Source organism: Paenarthrobacter nitroguajacolicus (assembly GCF_007786235.1).
GTDB lineage: Bacteria > Actinomycetota > Actinomycetes > Actinomycetales > Micrococcaceae > Arthrobacter > Arthrobacter nitroguajacolicus_A.
In genome coordinates this window covers 279,159-294,975 of the sequence record NZ_VNFK01000003.1, presented here as the reverse complement: position 1 = coordinate 294,975, position 15,817 = coordinate 279,159, and the positions used below count along the sequence as shown (strand labels likewise).

The 15,817-nt window shown below is 63.7% G+C and carries 13 protein-coding genes and 2 tRNA genes; 10 read left to right on the top strand and 5 right to left on the bottom strand.

The window, feature by feature from the left end:
* Nucleotides 1-106 precede the first annotated feature (106 nt).
* Nucleotides 107-721 (top strand): TetR/AcrR family transcriptional regulator, encoded by a 615-nt coding sequence (locus FQP90_RS05365; protein WP_167510410.1) that lies wholly within the window; start codon nt 107-109, stop codon nt 719-721.
* Between the two features lie 19 nt (nt 722-740).
* Here FQP90_RS05365 and FQP90_RS05360 read toward each other — a convergent pair whose 3' ends face one another.
* From FQP90_RS05360 to FQP90_RS05345, 4 genes are read right to left on the bottom strand one after another with little or no spacing between them, the layout of a single operon-like run.
* The gene (locus tag FQP90_RS05360; RefSeq protein WP_144648656.1) at nt 741-1,916 is read right to left on the bottom strand and encodes an acyl-CoA dehydrogenase family protein; all 1,176 of its coding nucleotides are present in this window, start codon (nt 1,914-1,916) and stop codon (nt 741-743) included.
* A 28-nt stretch (nt 1,917-1,944) separates the two neighbouring features.
* A complete protein-coding gene (locus FQP90_RS05355) occupies nt 1,945-3,471 on the bottom strand; it encodes an APC family permease (RefSeq protein WP_144648655.1) in 1,527 nt (508 codons plus the stop codon).
* On the bottom strand, nt 3,468-4,673 hold the full coding sequence (locus FQP90_RS05350; protein ID WP_144648654.1) for a glutathionylspermidine synthase family protein: 1,206 nt from the start codon (nt 4,671-4,673) through the stop codon (nt 3,468-3,470). Before FQP90_RS05350 ends, FQP90_RS05355 begins: the two co-directional genes overlap by 4 nt.
* Nucleotides 4,674-4,675: 2 nt before the next feature.
* On the bottom strand, nt 4,676-5,380 hold the full coding sequence (locus FQP90_RS05345) for a Tat pathway signal protein (RefSeq protein WP_144648653.1): 705 nt from the start codon (nt 5,378-5,380) through the stop codon (nt 4,676-4,678).
* Between the two features lie 150 nt (nt 5,381-5,530).
* Here FQP90_RS05345 and FQP90_RS05340 point away from each other — a divergent pair, with 150 nt between their 5' ends.
* The 9 genes from FQP90_RS05340 (at nt 5,531) to FQP90_RS05300 (ending at nt 14,365) form a co-directional block, all read left to right on the top strand.
* A complete protein-coding gene (locus FQP90_RS05340; RefSeq protein WP_144648652.1) occupies nt 5,531-7,048 on the top strand; it encodes a sensor histidine kinase in 1,518 nt (505 codons plus the stop codon).
* Nucleotides 7,045-7,719: a response regulator gene (locus FQP90_RS05335; protein WP_144648651.1), complete on the top strand. Its 675-nt coding sequence runs from the start codon at nt 7,045-7,047 to the stop codon at nt 7,717-7,719. The genes FQP90_RS05340 and FQP90_RS05335 overlap by 4 nt, the downstream gene beginning before the upstream one ends.
* A gap of 31 nt (nt 7,720-7,750) precedes the next feature.
* The gene (locus FQP90_RS05330) at nt 7,751-8,404 is read left to right on the top strand and encodes an MOSC domain-containing protein (RefSeq protein ID WP_144648650.1); all 654 of its coding nucleotides are present in this window, start codon (nt 7,751-7,753) and stop codon (nt 8,402-8,404) included.
* A 407-nt stretch (nt 8,405-8,811) separates the two neighbouring features.
* Entirely contained in the window at nt 8,812-10,968 is a 2,157-nt protein-coding gene (locus FQP90_RS05325) for a DEAD/DEAH box helicase (RefSeq protein WP_144648649.1), read from the top strand.
* 194 nt (nt 10,969-11,162) lie between these two features.
* Complete coding sequence (locus FQP90_RS05320; protein ID WP_144648648.1) at nt 11,163-11,654, top strand: LysM peptidoglycan-binding domain-containing protein; 492 nt, start codon at nt 11,163-11,165, stop codon at nt 11,652-11,654.
* A gap of 118 nt (nt 11,655-11,772) precedes the next feature.
* Nucleotides 11,773-11,844: transfer RNA gene (locus FQP90_RS05315), tRNA-Thr, on the top strand.
* A 61-nt stretch (nt 11,845-11,905) separates the two neighbouring features.
* Nucleotides 11,906-11,979: transfer RNA gene (locus tag FQP90_RS05310), tRNA-Met, on the top strand.
* A gap of 63 nt (nt 11,980-12,042) precedes the next feature.
* The gene (locus tag FQP90_RS05305) at nt 12,043-12,699 is read left to right on the top strand and encodes an NAD(P)-dependent oxidoreductase (protein ID WP_144648647.1); all 657 of its coding nucleotides are present in this window, start codon (nt 12,043-12,045) and stop codon (nt 12,697-12,699) included.
* Nucleotides 12,700-12,796: 97 nt separating this feature from the next.
* Nucleotides 12,797-14,365, top strand: a complete 1,569-nt coding sequence (locus tag FQP90_RS05300) for a Na+/H+ antiporter (RefSeq protein WP_144648646.1) — start codon at nt 12,797-12,799, stop codon at nt 14,363-14,365.
* Here FQP90_RS05300 and FQP90_RS05295 read toward each other — a convergent pair.
* Nucleotides 14,362-15,585 carry an ROK family protein gene (locus FQP90_RS05295; protein WP_144648645.1) on the bottom strand — a complete coding sequence of 408 codons (1,224 nt, stop codon included), beginning with the start codon at nt 15,583-15,585 and terminating at the stop codon, nt 14,362-14,364. The two genes, FQP90_RS05300 and FQP90_RS05295, sit on opposite strands and share 4 nt — an antisense overlap.
* Nucleotides 15,586-15,817 lie beyond the last annotated feature (232 nt).

The window sequence follows — 15,817 nt, the reverse complement described above, 5'->3', positions numbered from 1 at the left end:
CACTCGGAGAGCGGCCCCGGCACGTCGATTGTGATCACGGTAACAGATAATTCGAGTGCTTACTCGAATTTCGAGTGAGGTCAGTACCCGCGTACACTGGCTAGCCATGACCACAAAGGACGTGGCCCGCGCAGGGAAGCGCGGGCCCTACGCGAAATCCGAGGAACGGCGCCAAACAATTCTGGACGCTGCGCATGCGGTGTTCGCTGCCCGTGGCTACCGCGGGGGATCGCTGCAGGACGTTGCGGACCGTGCAGGGATGAGCCAAACAAGCTTGCTGCACTACTTCCCGTCAAAGCGCGACCTCCTGATGTCGGTCCTGGAACGCCGCGACGAGATCACCAGTGGCGCCTTCCCTGACGACATGGAAGAGGGCTTGGCGGATTCCGTCATCCGGACGGCCCTCTATAACGAGGGCATTCCAGGAGTGATCGAGCTTTACACGGTCCTCTGCGCCGAATCGGTCACGGATGAGCACCCTGGCCGGGACTACTTCACCGAGCGCTATGAGCGGTTGCGCGCAAGCTACGGTCGACGGTTCGCGGAATTGGCAGCTGTTGGCCGGCTGCGCCCGGGCGTTGATCCGGACGAGGCCGCGATGTCCCTGGTTGCCTTGTGGGACGGGCTTCAGACGCAATGGTTGTTGGCCCCCGACGACGTGGACGTTGCCGAGCGCCTTCGCGGCTACTTGAAACTCGTGATCGTCCCGGAGTCCAACTAGGGACAGCCGGTTGGGTGGGTTAGCCCCGGAATGCGCCGATGCCAGTGATGTGCTGGCCCAGGATCAGCGTGTGGACTTCGTCGGTGCCTTCATACGTCCGGACGGATTCCAGGTTGTTGGCATGCCGGAGGGGTGAGTAGTCCAGTGTGACGCCGTTACCGCCCAGAATGGTGCGGGCTTCCCTGGCAATCTTGATGGCTTCCCGGACATTGTTCAGCTTGCCCATCGAGATCTGCTGCGGGTGCAGCTGCCCGGCGTCCTTCAACCGGCCCAGGTGGAGGGCCAGCATGGTGCCTTTCTGGATCTCCAGGAGCATGTTCACCAACTTCTCCTGCGTGAGCTGATAGCCGGCCAGGGGTCGCCCGAACTGCAAACGGTCACCGGCGTAGGAAAGTGCGGCCTCGTAGGAGTCGCGGGCGGCCCCCATGGCGCCCCAAGCGATGCCATAGCGGGCCTCGTTCAAGCAGGAGAACGGCCCTTTGAGTCCCAGGGCACCCGGGAGGAGTGCCTCCGGACCCAGCCTCACGTCGTCGAACGTTACATCGCACTGGATGGAGGCACGCATGGAGAGCTTCGGTCCGATCGGCGTGGCGGTCACGCCGGTTGTTCCTGCGGGAACCAGGAAGCCGCGGATCCCGTCGTCCGTCTTTGCCCACACCACCATCACGTCGGCAATGGAAGCAAGGCCGATCCAGCGTTTGGCGCCGTCAAGGACCCAGCCGTCGGCTGTCTCGCGGGCGACCGTGGTCATGGACGACGGGTCCGATCCCGCCGTTGGCTCCGTCAGGGCGAAACAGCCGATCAGCTCGCCGGCCGCCATTCGGGGCAGCCATTGTTCCTTTTGGGCTTCCGAACCCCACTTGTGAATGGCGGTCATGGCCAGGGAACCCTGCACCGAAACGAAGGTGCGGATCCCAGAGTCGCCGGCCTCCAGTTCCATGGCGGCCAGACCATATTCGACGGCGGTGCGCCCCGGGCAGCCGTAACCCTCCAGATGCATGCCAAGGACGCCGAGTTCACCCAGTTCGGGAGCGATCTCCCGGGGGAATTTGGCGTCCTCGTACCAGCGGGCGATGTTCGGACGGATCCGTTGTGCGGTGTAGTCACGGACCGTGTGGCGGAGGGCAAGCTCGTCCGCGGACAGCAGGGAATCCAGGGCCAGGACGTCGGAGGTGTTCGTCGTTGAATCGCTCATTCCAGCATCCTAGGCGGACAAGCCTGAGTTACTCGCCGCGGACTATCCCGGCCTCTTTCCGTTCGCCGGTGAAGTACCCGCGTGTGGACGGTGCGAAGCGGCAGACGATCGCCAGCACCACACCCAAGGCCAACAGCAGGACACCGCTGACGAACGCACCGCCGATTCCGAAGATCTGCGTATCCCCATAGGCCGGGTCCCACATTTGGACCGCCGAGATGAAGAATGCAGCGGTCAAGGACACCGCGCCCAGGAACGGCAGGATGCCCCGGAACCACAGGTTGCGGGCGGAGTCCCGGAGCGTGGAGCGGAAGAACCAGACGCAGGAGAACCCGGTGAGGGCGTAGTAGAACGCGATGAACAGGCTGATGGCGCTGATGGAGTCGGACAACAGGTTTTCGCTGAGGAAACTCATCGCTACGTAGTACACCACGGCCACGGCTCCCATGACCTGCGTGGAGAAGCCCGGCGTCTGGAAGCGTTCGTGCACCTTGCCGAAGCGGGCGGGCAGGGCGCCGTTGACACCCATGGACAGCGTTCCGCGCGCGGTCGGCAGGATGGTGGTCTGCGTGGAGGACAGCACGGATGCCAGCACCGCCACAATGATCAACCAGCCCCACGGACCCAAAACAACGTCCTTCATGGCCAGGAAAACGTCGTCCTGGTTGGCTTCATTGCCCAGGCCGATGCCATCGGTCCCGATCGTGGCGTACATCATGACCAGCAGTGCCACTGACACGTAGATCGCCACAAGCACTGATGCGGAGATGACTGCGCCACGGCCCGGCGTCTTGGTGGGATTCTCGGTTTCCTCGTTGAGCGCCAGGCACGTGTCCCAGCCCCAGTAGATAAAGAGCGCCAGCAAGACACCGTGAACCACGGCACCGGGGTCGGCAAAGGCACCCGCGGGATTGAACCACTCGAAATCGAAGGCCTGGCCCTCGGGTGCTCCTCCGGCGATCCGGACAATGATGGCCACCGCGAAAATACCCAGCGAAATGTATTGGATATACGTCAGGGTGCGCTGGACGTGCTCCCCGAGTCTGATGCCGCGGTTGTTCACGTACGTCATGAACGCGATGAACAGCACGCCCGTGGCGGTCACCAGCCACTTGTTCTCCGCCAGGGAACCATCGCCCACCAGCAGCCAGAGGTACTTGCCGGCAATTTGCGCCAGGTTGGCCAGCACCACGATGCCGGCAAGGGCAACCCCCCAGCCGCCAAGCCAGCCCGCCCACGGACCGAATGCCCTGCGCGCCCAGAAGAACGTGGTGCCGCAGTCCGGCATGGCGCTGTTCAGCTCCCGGAAAGCGTAGGCGATGAAGAGCACGGGGATGAAGCCAAGGATCAGGATCAGGGGAGTGTAGTTGCCGTTCACGGCAACAATGAGTCCCAGCGTGGCCGCCAGCGAATAGACAGGGGCGGTGGACGCAAGGCCCAGCATGACGGAGTCTCCCAGGTCCAGGATTCCGGCGTGGAGGCCCTTGGAAGGTACGACGGCGGTACGGTCGCCGCCCGCTGAGCCGCCACCCGGCGTCGAGGTTTCAGTACTCATAGTGCGGCTCCATAGGAAGTAGCAGGGGGCGCCACGGGCGCCGGGGAGTCGATGGTGTTGGGGACGAAACGGCAGAAGTAGTCCGTGATGGGGCCGTCCGATTCGCGGATGCCGCAGCCAACGGACTCGCCATCTACCACCCACAGACCCAGGACGGGATGGTTGCCGTCAAAATCGGGGAGGGAGTGGTACTGCTGGAAGCACCAGCCTTCACGGCCATAACCACCGGGCTGCTGGATTTCGATGCCGGGGGCATGGATGCGGATGTTGTCGCCCTCGCGTCCGTGCAGCGGTTTGGCCACCCATTCCTTGAGCGGCCCTGGGTCGCCGAGGTAGGCAGGCAGTAGGTTCGGGTGGTCCGGGTAGAGGTGCCACAGCGCAGCCAGGAGGGCTTTGTTGGACAGCAGCATCTTCCAGGCCGGCTCCACCCAGCGGGGGTTGTGTGCCCGCTGCAGGAGTCGTTGCCCGAATGGCTCCTTCATCATGAGCTCCCATGGGTACAGCTTGAACATGGTGCTGATCATGAAGTTGTCCAGGTCCACGAAGCGGTTCAGGTTCGGGTCCCAGCCAATGTCAGACATATTGATGCCTATGGTGGTCCATCCGCCTTGGCTGGCGACATCCCGCATGTATGCGGCCGTCATCCAGTCCTCGCCGGATTCCTCTGCCTCGGAGTGCGCCACATGCAAGGTGCTCATGCCGGTCCGGAACTGCAGTTTCTTCCACTGCCGGATCAAGGCTTCGTGGATGCCGTTCCACTGGTCCTTCTCCGGAAAGACGTCCTGCAGCCAGAACCACTGCGCCACGGAAGCTTCGATCAGCCCGGTGGGAGTATCGGCGTTGTACTCCAGCATCTTGGCCGGACCACCCTTGCCGTCATAGATGAAGTCGAAGCGGCCGTAGATATCCATGTCCGCGGCCAGGAGCGACTCGCCGGCGAGTTCCAGCGCCTGCTGGCCGATCCCGATATCGCCCATGGCGCCCGTGGCCAGGTACTTTGCTGCCTCCAAGCACATGAGGTGCATGTCCTCGGCGGTCTTTTCGAGGGTTTCCACCTCGTCCATGGTGAATTCGTAATACGCCGATTCGTTCCAGTATTCGATCTTGCGGCCGTCGGGCATGGTGGTGGTGGAGAAAACCAGGCCCTGTTCTTCGATCTTTTGCTTCCAGTCCGGCCTGGGCGCGGAGTGCAGTCGACGCACGCCTAGCCTCCCGAGCTTCCGCCGCTTTTGGAACTGCTGCCAAAGCCGCCCCGGCTGACCGTGCCGCCCTTGGTGCTGTATCCCGTGGACGACTTGGCCCCCGCAGGCACATTCTTGGTGTAGCTGGGGTAGGAGCTGCGGTTCTGCCCCACGGCAGGCACGCTGGCCCCCCTGGAGTAGAAGTACCAGGCGTAGACGGCTGAACTGCGGCCGGCCGAGCTGCTGTTGTCGCACTGGTTGTCGTCGACGCGTTCGCCGGTTTCCTCGTTGAAACAAACCTGGGCGTAGTCAGCCTCCTGCTCGTTGCTGGCCACGATGGCGGTAATGGTTCCAGCCAGCAGGGCAGTGACGCCCAAACCCACCACCACCGTGCGGCGCTGCGAACGCTTCTTCTTCTTTGCGGCCGCAGCAGCGTCGCGTTCGCGCTCCTTGGCAAAGGGGTCCACCACGGGCAGGGGCTGGCCGGGAGATGGCGTGGCGGGGGTGTCCTGGCGGGAGGCAGCCGGGCGCTTCTTGCCCTGCTTCCTGTCTTGTTGATTTCCCTCCGGGCTGCCTTCTACAGGCGTGAACAGCTCAGGGTGGAGTTCCGGCTTGGGCACCTGCCAAGGTGGGGGCTTGGGCGGATTGTTGGCCGCACCAAAGTCGCCGTTGTTGTCCCTGCCGCTGCCGTTGGTGCCGGACGCGTCAGGGCTGTCTTTCGGGCCCATGTGTATCCCCCTGGATAGACCGTAGATGTGTCCGGCGCCACGCCGGACCAGAATGCTCAGAGCAAGCCTAGTCGCTGTGCGGGGTACAGGCACGGGTGGCAGGCCAAATGGGGAGAACTGCCCACCCTGGGAACATGCAAGGATGTAGCCATGGCGGCCCCTGAGACACACAGCAACGGCGACGACGGCGTGTTGCTGCGGCTTCCGCCGGTTCGGGGCATCGGCCAAGGCCGTGTGATCACCGGCCTGGTTTTGGCACTCGCGCTGCCACCCGTCGTCGAAGTTTTGGTCACCGTCCTCAATTTCCGCAACTTCGCCATGATCATGCTCCTGCAGTTGGCCGTTGCGGTAGCCGTTGCCGCCATCGGTGGCCTGTGGCCTGCTGTGGTCGCCGCCGTCCTGGGCAGCTTCCTCCTGAACTACTTTTCTGCGGACCCGATTGGTTCCCTGTCCATCGCAGACCCCACCACGTTGTTCACCCTGGTGGTGTTCCTTGCCGTGGCTTGCGGAGTTGCGCTCGCAGTGGGCCTTGCCAGCCGCCGGGCCCAGGAAGCGGCACGATCCGGGGCCGAGGCAACGGCCCTCAGCGAGCTGGCGCTGCGAATCCTGAGCTCCGACGGAAGCCTGGAATCGTTCCTTGAAAAGGTCCGAAGCAATCTGGGCATGGAAGCGGTGACGTTGCTGGGCACCACGAACCCCGCTGCGGCAGCCCCCGGAACACAACCGGAATGGCGCGCCCTTGCCAGCGCTGGCCCCAATCCGCCGGTGACCCATGCAGCCGCAGACCATGCCGCCGTCGTCGACCCCCACTACACGCTGTTGCTTCGCGGCGGTCCGCTGACCGCGCAACACCAGCGCCTGCTGGCTGCGTTTGGTGCCTTTGTGGTGGCCGTGCGGGAGCGGCAGCAACTGGTGAAGAGCAGGCGCGACAATGTACGGCTGGCCGAGGGCAACAAGATGCGGACATCCATCCTGCGCGCTGTCTCGCATGACCTGCGCACGCCGTTGGCCGGCATCAAGCTCGCCGTCAGCAGCCTGCGCCAGGAGGACGTGAACTTTCCACCCGACGTCGAGCGGGAATTGCTGGAGACCATCGAGGACTATGCGGACCGTTTGGATCATCTGGTGGACAACCTCCTGGACATGTCCCGCATCACGGCCGACGCCGTCAATCCGTTGCTGGCAGGAATTGTGTGGGCCGATGTGCTGCCCCAAGCTTTGCGTGGTGTTCCCGTGGACCGGCTGCGGAACGAACTGCCGCCCAACCTTCCGCCGGTTCAAGCCGACGCCGGCATGCTGGAACGCGTGGTGGCCAACATCGTGGAGAACGCCGTGAAGTACGCGCCCGACTCGGATGTTGTCCTGACCGCCCGGGCCGGAGCCGGCATCACCTTGGGCGACCGGCCCGCCAGCGAACTGCGGATCGTGGACCACGGCCGGGGAATGGGACACGAAGAAGTCCTCACCATGTTCCAGCCCTTCCAGCGCTTCGGGGATTCTCCGTCGCCCGCAGGTGGAGGCAGCACTGGCGGCGGGATTGGCTTGGGCCTGGCCGTTGCAAAGGGATTCAGCGAAGCCATGGGAGGCAGGCTCGCAGCGGAGCCGACGCCGGGCGGCGGCTTGACCATGGTGGTCACCTTGCCGCTGTGGACAGGTGACCCGGAATGACGCTGGTACTCATTGTCGAGGACGAAGCCCGTATTGCCCGAGCCATGCAGGTCACCCTTCAGGCCCATGGATACCAGGCCCTGACGGTGGGAAACGGTGCCGACGCCCTGAACGCGGCCGCGAAGCAACCCGTCAACATCGTGGTCCTGGACCTGGGGCTGCCGGACATGGACGGAGTGGAGATCATCCGCCGCATCCGCGGCTGGAGCAGCATGCCCATCATCGTTTTGTCGGCCCGGCACGCGTCGGAGGACAAGGTGGAAGCGCTCGACGCCGGTGCGGACGACTACGTGACCAAGCCTTTCGGTTTGGATGAGCTGCTTGCGCGGCTGCGGGTTGCCTCGCGTCGCGTTGTCACCGAGACCGAAGAACCCACGCTGGCGACTGCGGACTTCATGGTGGACCTGGCCGGGAAGAAGATCGTGAAGGACGGCTCGGAAGTCCGGCTGACGCCTACGGAATGGAACATCCTGGAGTTGTTGGTCCGCAACAAGGGCAAGCTGGTCAGCCAGCAGCAGATCCTGACCCAGGTTTGGGGACAGGCCTATGCCAAGGAAACCCAGTACCTGCGCGTGTACATAGCCCAGCTGCGGCGAAAGCTGGAGCGGGATCCGGCCGAGCCCCGGCATCTGCATACGGAAGCGGGGATGGGCTACCGGTTCGATCCTTAGCCCGGGCTGTGGTGATCCGTAGACTGTAGCCATGAACACCGCATCCCTCCTTGCCGTCTGCCGTGTCCACCAGTTGTTGCCTGATCCTGGCAGCGTCGGCGTCACTGCCATTGACAAGCGTCCCGTCGAGGGCCCGGTCAAGGTTCACAAGCTCGGAATCCATGGCGATGTGCAGGCCAGCCGGATTGATCACGGTGGGGAAGACCAGGCCGTGTACGCGTACTCGCAGGCGGACGCTGACTACTGGTCCGGCGAGCTGCAGCGCGAGGTTCCGGCGGGTCTCTTCGGAGAGAACCTGCGCGTGGCCGGCATTGAAACCACGCATGCGGTCATCGGGGAGCGGTGGAAGATCGGCCTGGACGTGGAGCTGGAGGTCACGTCCCCGCGTGTTCCTTGTGCAACGTTCCAGCGGGTGCTGGGGGAGCCGCAGTGGGTAAAGCGTTTCACGCAGGCTGGCCGTGTTGGCACCTACCTCAGGGTGATCAAGACGGGCACCATCTCCGCGGGTGACCATATCCACCGCACGTTCGTGCCCAAGCACGGAATCACCGTGGGCCAGTGGTTCAGCGAGCCCACCCCGGAACTGGCCCAGGTTCTGCTGGACGCCGAGGCTGACGGAGAGATCCGCCTGCAGGATGAGTACCACTCGAAGTTTGAAAAGCTCCTCCGGCGAAACGGGCTCTAGGAGTCCCGGAAACCCCTCAGTACCCCCTCAGAGACAAGTGTGAACAAGCTCACCCGGCCATCTTGGTCCCTGAAGTCGCGGTGACTGCGGTCCGTACCTTACACTTGAAATATCCCCCACTCCGGAAATCCCTTTATCCTGCCCAATTCTTGAGGCAGGACTGGTAAGTGTTGGGGCCCGCAAATGTGTGCGGGCATTTTCATAGGGAGAGCCGGCTAAAGAAAACGCTGTACAGACTGCTGGGATAGCAGCCAAGAGATGCAGCGGGAAGTCCTGCCATGGGATTGCGATAGCGCCGGACTTCTTGCGAAAGCAGGGCACCTATTTCCCTGTCTCTTCGCGACGAGTACTGCGGCCAAGCCCAACCGGGCCGCGCCGACTGCCCTATGGATGAGGAATTTCCCCCTATGACCGAAAATCTCAACGAAACCTTCGACGCCCAGACCGCTGACTCCGCTGTTGCAGCCGAGGCCACCGCACCCGCCGAAGCTGAAGCACCGGCCGCTGCCGCTGCCCCCGTCGAGACTGTTGCAGCTGAGACTGCAGCCCCCACCTTCACCGAAGCTCCTGCCCCCAAGGCGGAAGAAGAGGAAGAAGAAGGCGTCCGCTTCGTCGATCTTGGCATCGACGGCCGCGTTCTGGCCGCCCTGCAGGACGTCGGCTACGAAAAGCCGTCTCCCATCCAGGCTGCCACCATCCCCCTGCTGCTCGAAGGCCGCGACGTCGTTGGCCTGGCCCAGACCGGTACCGGCAAGACCGCAGCATTCGCTGTTCCGGCCCTGTCCCGCCTGGCTGAGCTCCACGACCTCAACGGCCCGTCCCGCAAGACCCAGGCCTTGGTCCTGGCTCCGACGCGTGAACTGGCCCTCCAGGTTGCCGAGGCCTTCACCTCATACGCCAAGCACATCGACGACTTCACCGTCCTCCCGGTCTATGGTGGCTCGGCCTACGGCCCGCAGCTCGCCGGCCTGCGCCGCGGTGCACAGGTTGTTGTCGGTACCCCCGGCCGCGTGATCGACCACATCGCCAAGGGTTCCCTGGACCTGTCCGAACTCCAGTACCTGGTACTGGACGAAGCTGACGAGATGCTGCGCATGGGCTTCGCCGATGACGTGGAGCAGATCTTCCAGCAGACCCCGGAGACCCGCCAGGTTGCACTGTTCTCTGCCACCATGCCGGGCCAGATCCGGCGCATGTCCAAGCAGTACCTGAACAACCCTGCTGAAATCTCGGTGAAGTCCAAGACCACCACCGGTGCCAACACCAAGCAGCGTTACCTTCAGGTCATGGGCCCGCACAAGCTGGACGCCCTGACCCGCATCCTCGAGGTTGAAGAGTTCGACGGCGTTATCGCCTTCGTGCGCACCAAGATGGCCACCGAGGACCTTGCCGACAAGCTGAAGTCACGCGGCTTCCAGGCTGCCGCCATCAACGGCGACATCCCGCAGCAGCAGCGCGAACGCACCGTCGACGCCCTGAAGGAAGGCCGCATCGACATCCTGGTTGCTACCGACGTCGCAGCCCGTGGCCTTGACGTTGAGCGCATCAGCCACGTCATCAACTACGACATTCCCCACGACACCGAGTCCTACGTGCACCGCATTGGCCGTACCGGCCGTGCAGGCCGTTCGGGTGACGCCATCCTCTTCATGACGCCGCGTGAGAAGTACTTGCTGCGTTCCATCGAAAAGGCAACGCGCCAGCCGGTGGAGCAGATGCACCTCCCGACTGCCGAGACGGTCAACACGTTGCGCCTGGGCAAGTTCGCCGAGCGCATCACCGAGACCCTCGCGTCCGAGGATGTCGCAGCATTCCGCGACCTCATCTCCTCCTACGAGGAAGAGCACAACGTTCCGGCTTCCGAGATCGCTGCAGCCTTGGCCGTCATGGCCCAGGGTGGTCAGCCCTTGTTGGTCAAGGAACTGCCTGCCGCTCCTGAGTACCAGAAGCGTGAGCGCTCCAAAGACGGCTTCGGTTCCCGTGGCCCGACCCGTGCGCTCACCGAGGGCAACGCTACCTACCGGATCGCCGTCGGACGCCGTCAGCGCGTCATGCCGGGTTCCATCGTTGGCGCCATTGCCAACGAAGGTGGCATTTCCTCCGCACAAATCGGTGGCATCGACATTCGCTCGGACCACTCCTTGGTGGAGCTTCCGGCAGACCTGAGCCCCGAGCAGCTGCGCGCACTGTCACGCACCCGCATCGGTGGCGAGCTGATCCACCTTGAGCTGGACAACGGACGCAAGCCGAACAGCGAGCGTGGCGGCTACCAGGGCGGTGGACGCGGTGGCTATGGCGACCGCGAGAACCGCGGTGGCGGCAACTTCAAGGGCAGCGGCGGTTTCAAGAAGGACTTCCGCAAGTCCGACGGCGAGCGTTCTTCCGCTGACCGTGGCGGCCGCTCGTACAGCGACCGCTCCGAGCGCACGGCAGGCAGCTACGGCGACCGCGATCGCGGCCAGGCCAGCGGCTCACGCTTCGGTGGCCACGGCGACGGTGCCCGCAAGCCCCGCACCGGCGGCGAAGGCAGCAACCGCGACTTCAACCGCAAGGGCAAGTGGTAAACACACGCCAAGTGGTAAACACACGCCAAGTGGTAAACACATGCCAAGTGGTCAACACTAGGTAGTTCCCATCAGGGGGTCGGCTTTCGGGCCGGCCCCCTGAGGCGTTTAACGGGGTTACGTGCGGCTGCGCCCCGCCGTACCATCAAGGTGCCGGCCAAGTGGCTGGGAAGCGGAACGCAGGAGGATGCTCCATGGGATTGCTGGACAACTTGAAGAAGAACCTCGGTTTCGGCGATAAGGATCACAGCGTCCCTGCTGCTCCCGAAACCGGCCCAGTGGACACTGCCGCAAGCCAAGCGGCTGAGGACGCAGCCGCCGTCGAGGTTGCAACGTTGGACCGCAGCGCCGCTGAGGCGGCGGCCGCACAGGCGGCGGCCCAGCAGGAAGCTGCGGACGTTGCCGGGGTGCAGGCAGCCCGGCAGGTGGAGGCTGACGTTGACGGCGCGCAGGAGGCGCAGGCGGCTCAGGAAGCCCACGAGGCCACCCCTGGGGCCCCTGCAGAGGGCGGCGGGACCGCAGCGGCGGCTCCACGGGTCACGGAGGTTGTGGTGGAGCCAGGGGACACTATGGGTGGGATCGCCGCACAGTTCGGCGTGGACCTCGGTGCACTGATCGCGAGCAACGCAGATACGGTCCCTAACCCGGACCTGATCTATCCCGGACAGGTGCTTCGGCTGCCCTGATTTTCTCCGTTTGCAGATCAGGAAGTGGGCGTCTTTGCAAATTGTGTCGACGCCGTTTTTCCGCGTTCTTTCGCCGATTTGTAGCTTCTGAAAACGTCCGGTAGAGTATTTACTCGTTGCCCCCCTAGCTCAGTGGTAGAGCGCGTTCTTGGTAAGAACGAGGTCACCGGATCGATTCCGGTGGGGGGCTCTGGATGAGGGCCTGTGTCAAGGCGGTTTTGACCGGCTTGACACAGGTTTTTCTCATTCGTGGCGGTGTAGCTCAGTTGGTTAGAGCGCACGACTCATAATCGTGAGGTCGGGAGATCGAGCCTCCCCACCGCTACAGAGCAAAACCCCGCAGATTCTGTCTGCGGGGTTTTTCCGTTTCTTGGGACAGAATGGGTCAATGAGCCGAATCGCAATCATTGGCGGCCACGGCAAAGTGGCCCTGCATCTGTCCCGCATCCTGAGTGGCGAAGGTCACGACGTCACCTCCTTCATCCGAAATCCCGATCATGTGGCAGATGTCACGGACACGGGCGCCTCTGCTGAGGTGCTGGATGTAGAGAACTCGACGACGGCGGAACTCGCCCAAGCGCTCAAGGGCCACGACGCCGTGGTCTGGTCAGCCGGTGCCGGCGGAGGGAACCCCGCCAGGACGTACGCCGTGGACCGGGACGCAGCCATCCGCTCCATGGATGCGGCAGCCGAAGCCCAGGTCACGCGGTATGTCATGGTGTCCTACCTTGGTGCTTCCACGGACCATGGGGTCCCGGAGGACAACCCGTTCTTCGCCTACGCAGAGGCCAAGGCTGCTGCTGACGAATACCTGCGGGGTACCGACCTCGACTGGACCATTCTGGGCCCCGGAACCCTGACCGATGAACCGGCTACCGGCTTGATTGAGACCGATCCTGCCAACCCGGGCAACGGTACGCAGACTTCGCGGGCCAACGTGGCGCTCGTGACGGCGGCAGTCCTGGAGCTGCCGGAGACCGTCCACCGCACCATCGCCTTCAAAGATGGAGCCGAGGACGTGGTGGACGCCCTCACGGCCGAGTAGCCAGGGCCGGCAGTGCCGGGATCCCGGGATATGTTGGTAGGGAACTTTTTCGGCTTTGCCCGGGGGAGAGCTCTACAACATCTGGGGAAGCAGGAACATGGATCAGTTGGCGCTCATTGTCGGGTTGCTGCTTGCAACAGTGGTGGCAGTGGGTTTGGGGGACCGGCTCCGGCTTCCATATCCGGTGCTGATGCTGCTCTTGGCTGTTGCGCTGACCTTCATTCCGGGTTTCCCCGAATTTGAGATCTCCCCTGAGCTGATCCTGCCGATCTTCCTTCCGCCCCTGCTGTTCGCAACCGCGCAGAAGAGCTCGTGGGCGGTCTTCAGGGTGCGATGGCGGACATTGCTGCTCCTGGCCGTGGCGTTGGTGGTGGTCTCCACGGCCGTTGTGGCCGGAGCTGCCTGGCTCATGATCCCGGGCATCGGAATTCCCGCCGCTATCGCCTTGGGCGCCATGGTGGCCCCGCCGGACCCTGTGGCCGTCGAATCCGTAGCTGGCCGTGTCCACATGCCCCGACGCCTCATCACAGTCCTCCAGAGCGAAGGTCTCTTCAACGATGCCGCGGCCATCGTGATCTTCCAGGCCGCTGTGGCCGCCACGATGTCCGGCAAGGAAGTGGGCCCGGAAGTCATTCCCCAGTTCGTGATCGGTGCAGCCCTGGCCGTGGTGATCGGCATTGTGATGGGTTGGCTGACCAGATTCATCACCACACTGGTTGCCTCCATGGTGGCCCGCAGCGCGGTCACCTTGGTGGTGCCGTTCGCGGCCTACATCCTCGCGGAAGAGCTGCACGCCTCAGGTGTGGTGGCCGTCGTCGTTACCGCCTTGGAGCTGCAGCGCCATACGCGGCCGCAGGACGCCGCTGAACGCATCACGCGGACGGCCTTCTGGGACGTGGTGGAGTTGCTCGCCACGGGCTTGGCCTTTGGACTGGTGGGCCTGGAGATCCGCCACGTCATCCGCGACGAGGGAACGGCCATTTTTGGGATGATCGGCATGGCCGTGGTGATCTGCATCCTGGTATTCGTGGTCCGATTCCTGTGGTTGGCGCTGCTGTCCTTGTCGGCGCGCAGGCGGGGGAACCTCCTGCCCACGTCCCCAAAGGAAGTGTTGATCCTGACGTGGTGCGGCATGCGCGGGCTGGCGACGTTGGCCCTTGCCTTGGCCCTTCCCATGACCTTGCCGGATGGCAGCGACTTCCCGGCGCGGCACGAGATCCTGGTGATCGCCTGCGCCGTTCTTCTGGCGACGCTGGTCCTCCCCGGCCTCACGTTGCCGTGGCTCATGCGCGTCCTGAAGGCCACGGAGGATGGTTCGCACGAGCAGGATGCCGCCAAGCTCCTGGCCAAGCGTGCCCAGTCCGCGGCGGTGGCTGCGCTCAAGGATCATGACCTCATGAAGGAACTTCCGCCTGAGAAAGTAGCGCTGGTCAAGGAGAAAATGCGCCGCCTGCATGCGGAGCTGTTGGATGGCACGCTGCAGAACGAGTCGGCCTCTGAGAAGCGAAAGCGGGGACGGGAGCTGTCCATCGCCGTCCAGACCATCGCCCTCGACGCTGCCCGCCAAGAGGTGGTGGCGGCCCGCAACGAACCCGGCACTGATCCGGAAGTGGCGGATCGCGTCCTCCGTCAGCTGGACCTCCGCACCATGTCCATGCCGGACTAGCCGGCGGCCTCGTGCTTTCGTAGTGAGGCCGGGTAGAGGTCCAAGGCATGCTCTTCGACGTAGTCCAGAGCATGGCGGATCGCTCCGAGGGACACAATGCCATCGCCCAGGACGGAAGTTGCCAGCCGCGGGGGAGTGAAGGTGAAGTCTGCCAACTGCTTCTCGATGTCCGGGAGCAAGGCGTGGACGGACGCTGCGACACCACCGGCAATGACCACCAGCTCAGGGTTGACCAGCGTGCTGATCGAGCCGATGACTCGGGCCATGCGGTGTGCCACGCGATCAAGGGCGATGCGGGCGGCACGGTCATCGTCTGCTGCCGCCTTGAAAACCATCTCCGCCGTCAGGGCTGCGGGGTCTCCGCCGCAGAGTGTCCCCAGGGAACTGGTGGCGTCGTTGGCCAGAGCTTCCCGCCCCCACAGCGAGGCGTAATGGGCGATGCCGTAGGTGTCGCCAACTCCGTCCACGTTGTCCAGGTAACCCAGTTCGCCAAAGCCGCCCACTTGTCCATGGAGCAAACGGCCGGACTCGAGGATGCCCGATCCCAGGCGATCCCCGGCGAGCATCACCACCAGGTTGTCGACGCCCTGAGCTGTACCCTGCCACCTCTCCGCAAGGGCTGCCAGGTTGGCGTCGTTCTCGAGGAGTACCTGCCAACCGTGCCGCTCGGACACAATCCTGCGGACATCGAAGGATTTCCAGAACTCCTGGGCCGTGAGCACCTCGCCGTCGCGGCTGACGGGTGCGGCAACACCAACCGAAACTGCCAGGACGGAGTCGGCCGTGACGCCGGCTTTTTCCAGGGCATCCGCCGCGATCCGGTCCAGCACGTCGGCACGCTCATCTGCAGGGACGTTGAAGGTCCGGAAAGGCATGGTGGTCTGCGTCAAAGTGGTTCCGGCCATGTCGGCCACAATCGCGGTGATCTTGTTCGCGCCGATGTCGATTCCGATTACGCTGGCGGCACTGTCATCGAAGATGAAGCGACGCGCAGGCCTGCCCTTGACGTAGTCTCCTGTGCCTCGCTGGTTTTCCAGTTCCTGGAGCCATCCGAGCTGCACGAGCTCATCGCAGATCGAAATGACGGTGGCCCTCGAGAGTCCAGTGGACGCCATCAGTTCCGTGCCGGTGACCACGCCTGCTCCGCGCATGGCCTTCAGCATTGCACCCGCATTAACCCTGCGTACAAGCTGTGTTGACGGCGCAGTCCCGATCAGCATTCGTGCTCCCAATTGTTCAGTGGTCCATCGGAACGATAGGACGGTCTCTCTAAATTTAGTCCATAAATTTAGATGACGACGCATTTGCTCCAAAGCTTGACCCTGTGGCGCGAATCACTCACCATAGTTAGCGATAGGTCGTAAATTTATCTCCTATCTAAACTTCGGATGGCGTGTTCTGACCGCCGCACGATGGAAATGCGGCCACTGAGGTCCGCGCGACGAAAGGGCT

What these genes read in the sequence shown, in the direction of transcription:
- FQP90_RS05365 (WP_167510410.1), top strand. Translation starts at nt 107, where the DNA reads ATGACCACAAAGGACGTGGCCCGCGCAGGGAAGCGCGGGCCCTACGCG.
- FQP90_RS05360 (WP_144648656.1), bottom strand. Translation starts at nt 1,916, where the DNA reads ATGAGCGATTCAACGACGAACACCTCCGACGTCCTGGCCCTGGATTCC.
- FQP90_RS05355 (WP_144648655.1), bottom strand. Translation starts at nt 3,471, where the DNA reads ATGAGTACTGAAACCTCGACGCCGGGTGGCGGCTCAGCGGGCGGCGAC.
- FQP90_RS05345 (WP_144648653.1), bottom strand. Translation starts at nt 5,380, where the DNA reads ATGGGCCCGAAAGACAGCCCTGACGCGTCCGGCACCAACGGCAGCGGC.
- FQP90_RS05340 (WP_144648652.1), top strand. Translation starts at nt 5,531, where the DNA reads ATGGCGGCCCCTGAGACACACAGCAACGGCGACGACGGCGTGTTGCTG.
- FQP90_RS05335 (WP_144648651.1), top strand. Translation starts at nt 7,045, where the DNA reads ATGACGCTGGTACTCATTGTCGAGGACGAAGCCCGTATTGCCCGAGCC.
- FQP90_RS05330 (WP_144648650.1), top strand. Translation starts at nt 7,751, where the DNA reads ATGAACACCGCATCCCTCCTTGCCGTCTGCCGTGTCCACCAGTTGTTG.
- FQP90_RS05325 (WP_144648649.1), top strand. Translation starts at nt 8,812, where the DNA reads ATGACCGAAAATCTCAACGAAACCTTCGACGCCCAGACCGCTGACTCC.
- FQP90_RS05320 (WP_144648648.1), top strand. Translation starts at nt 11,163, where the DNA reads ATGGGATTGCTGGACAACTTGAAGAAGAACCTCGGTTTCGGCGATAAG.
- FQP90_RS05305 (WP_144648647.1), top strand. Translation starts at nt 12,043, where the DNA reads ATGAGCCGAATCGCAATCATTGGCGGCCACGGCAAAGTGGCCCTGCAT.
- FQP90_RS05300 (WP_144648646.1), top strand. Translation starts at nt 12,797, where the DNA reads ATGGATCAGTTGGCGCTCATTGTCGGGTTGCTGCTTGCAACAGTGGTG.
- FQP90_RS05295 (WP_144648645.1), bottom strand. Translation starts at nt 15,585, where the DNA reads ATGCTGATCGGGACTGCGCCGTCAACACAGCTTGTACGCAGGGTTAAT.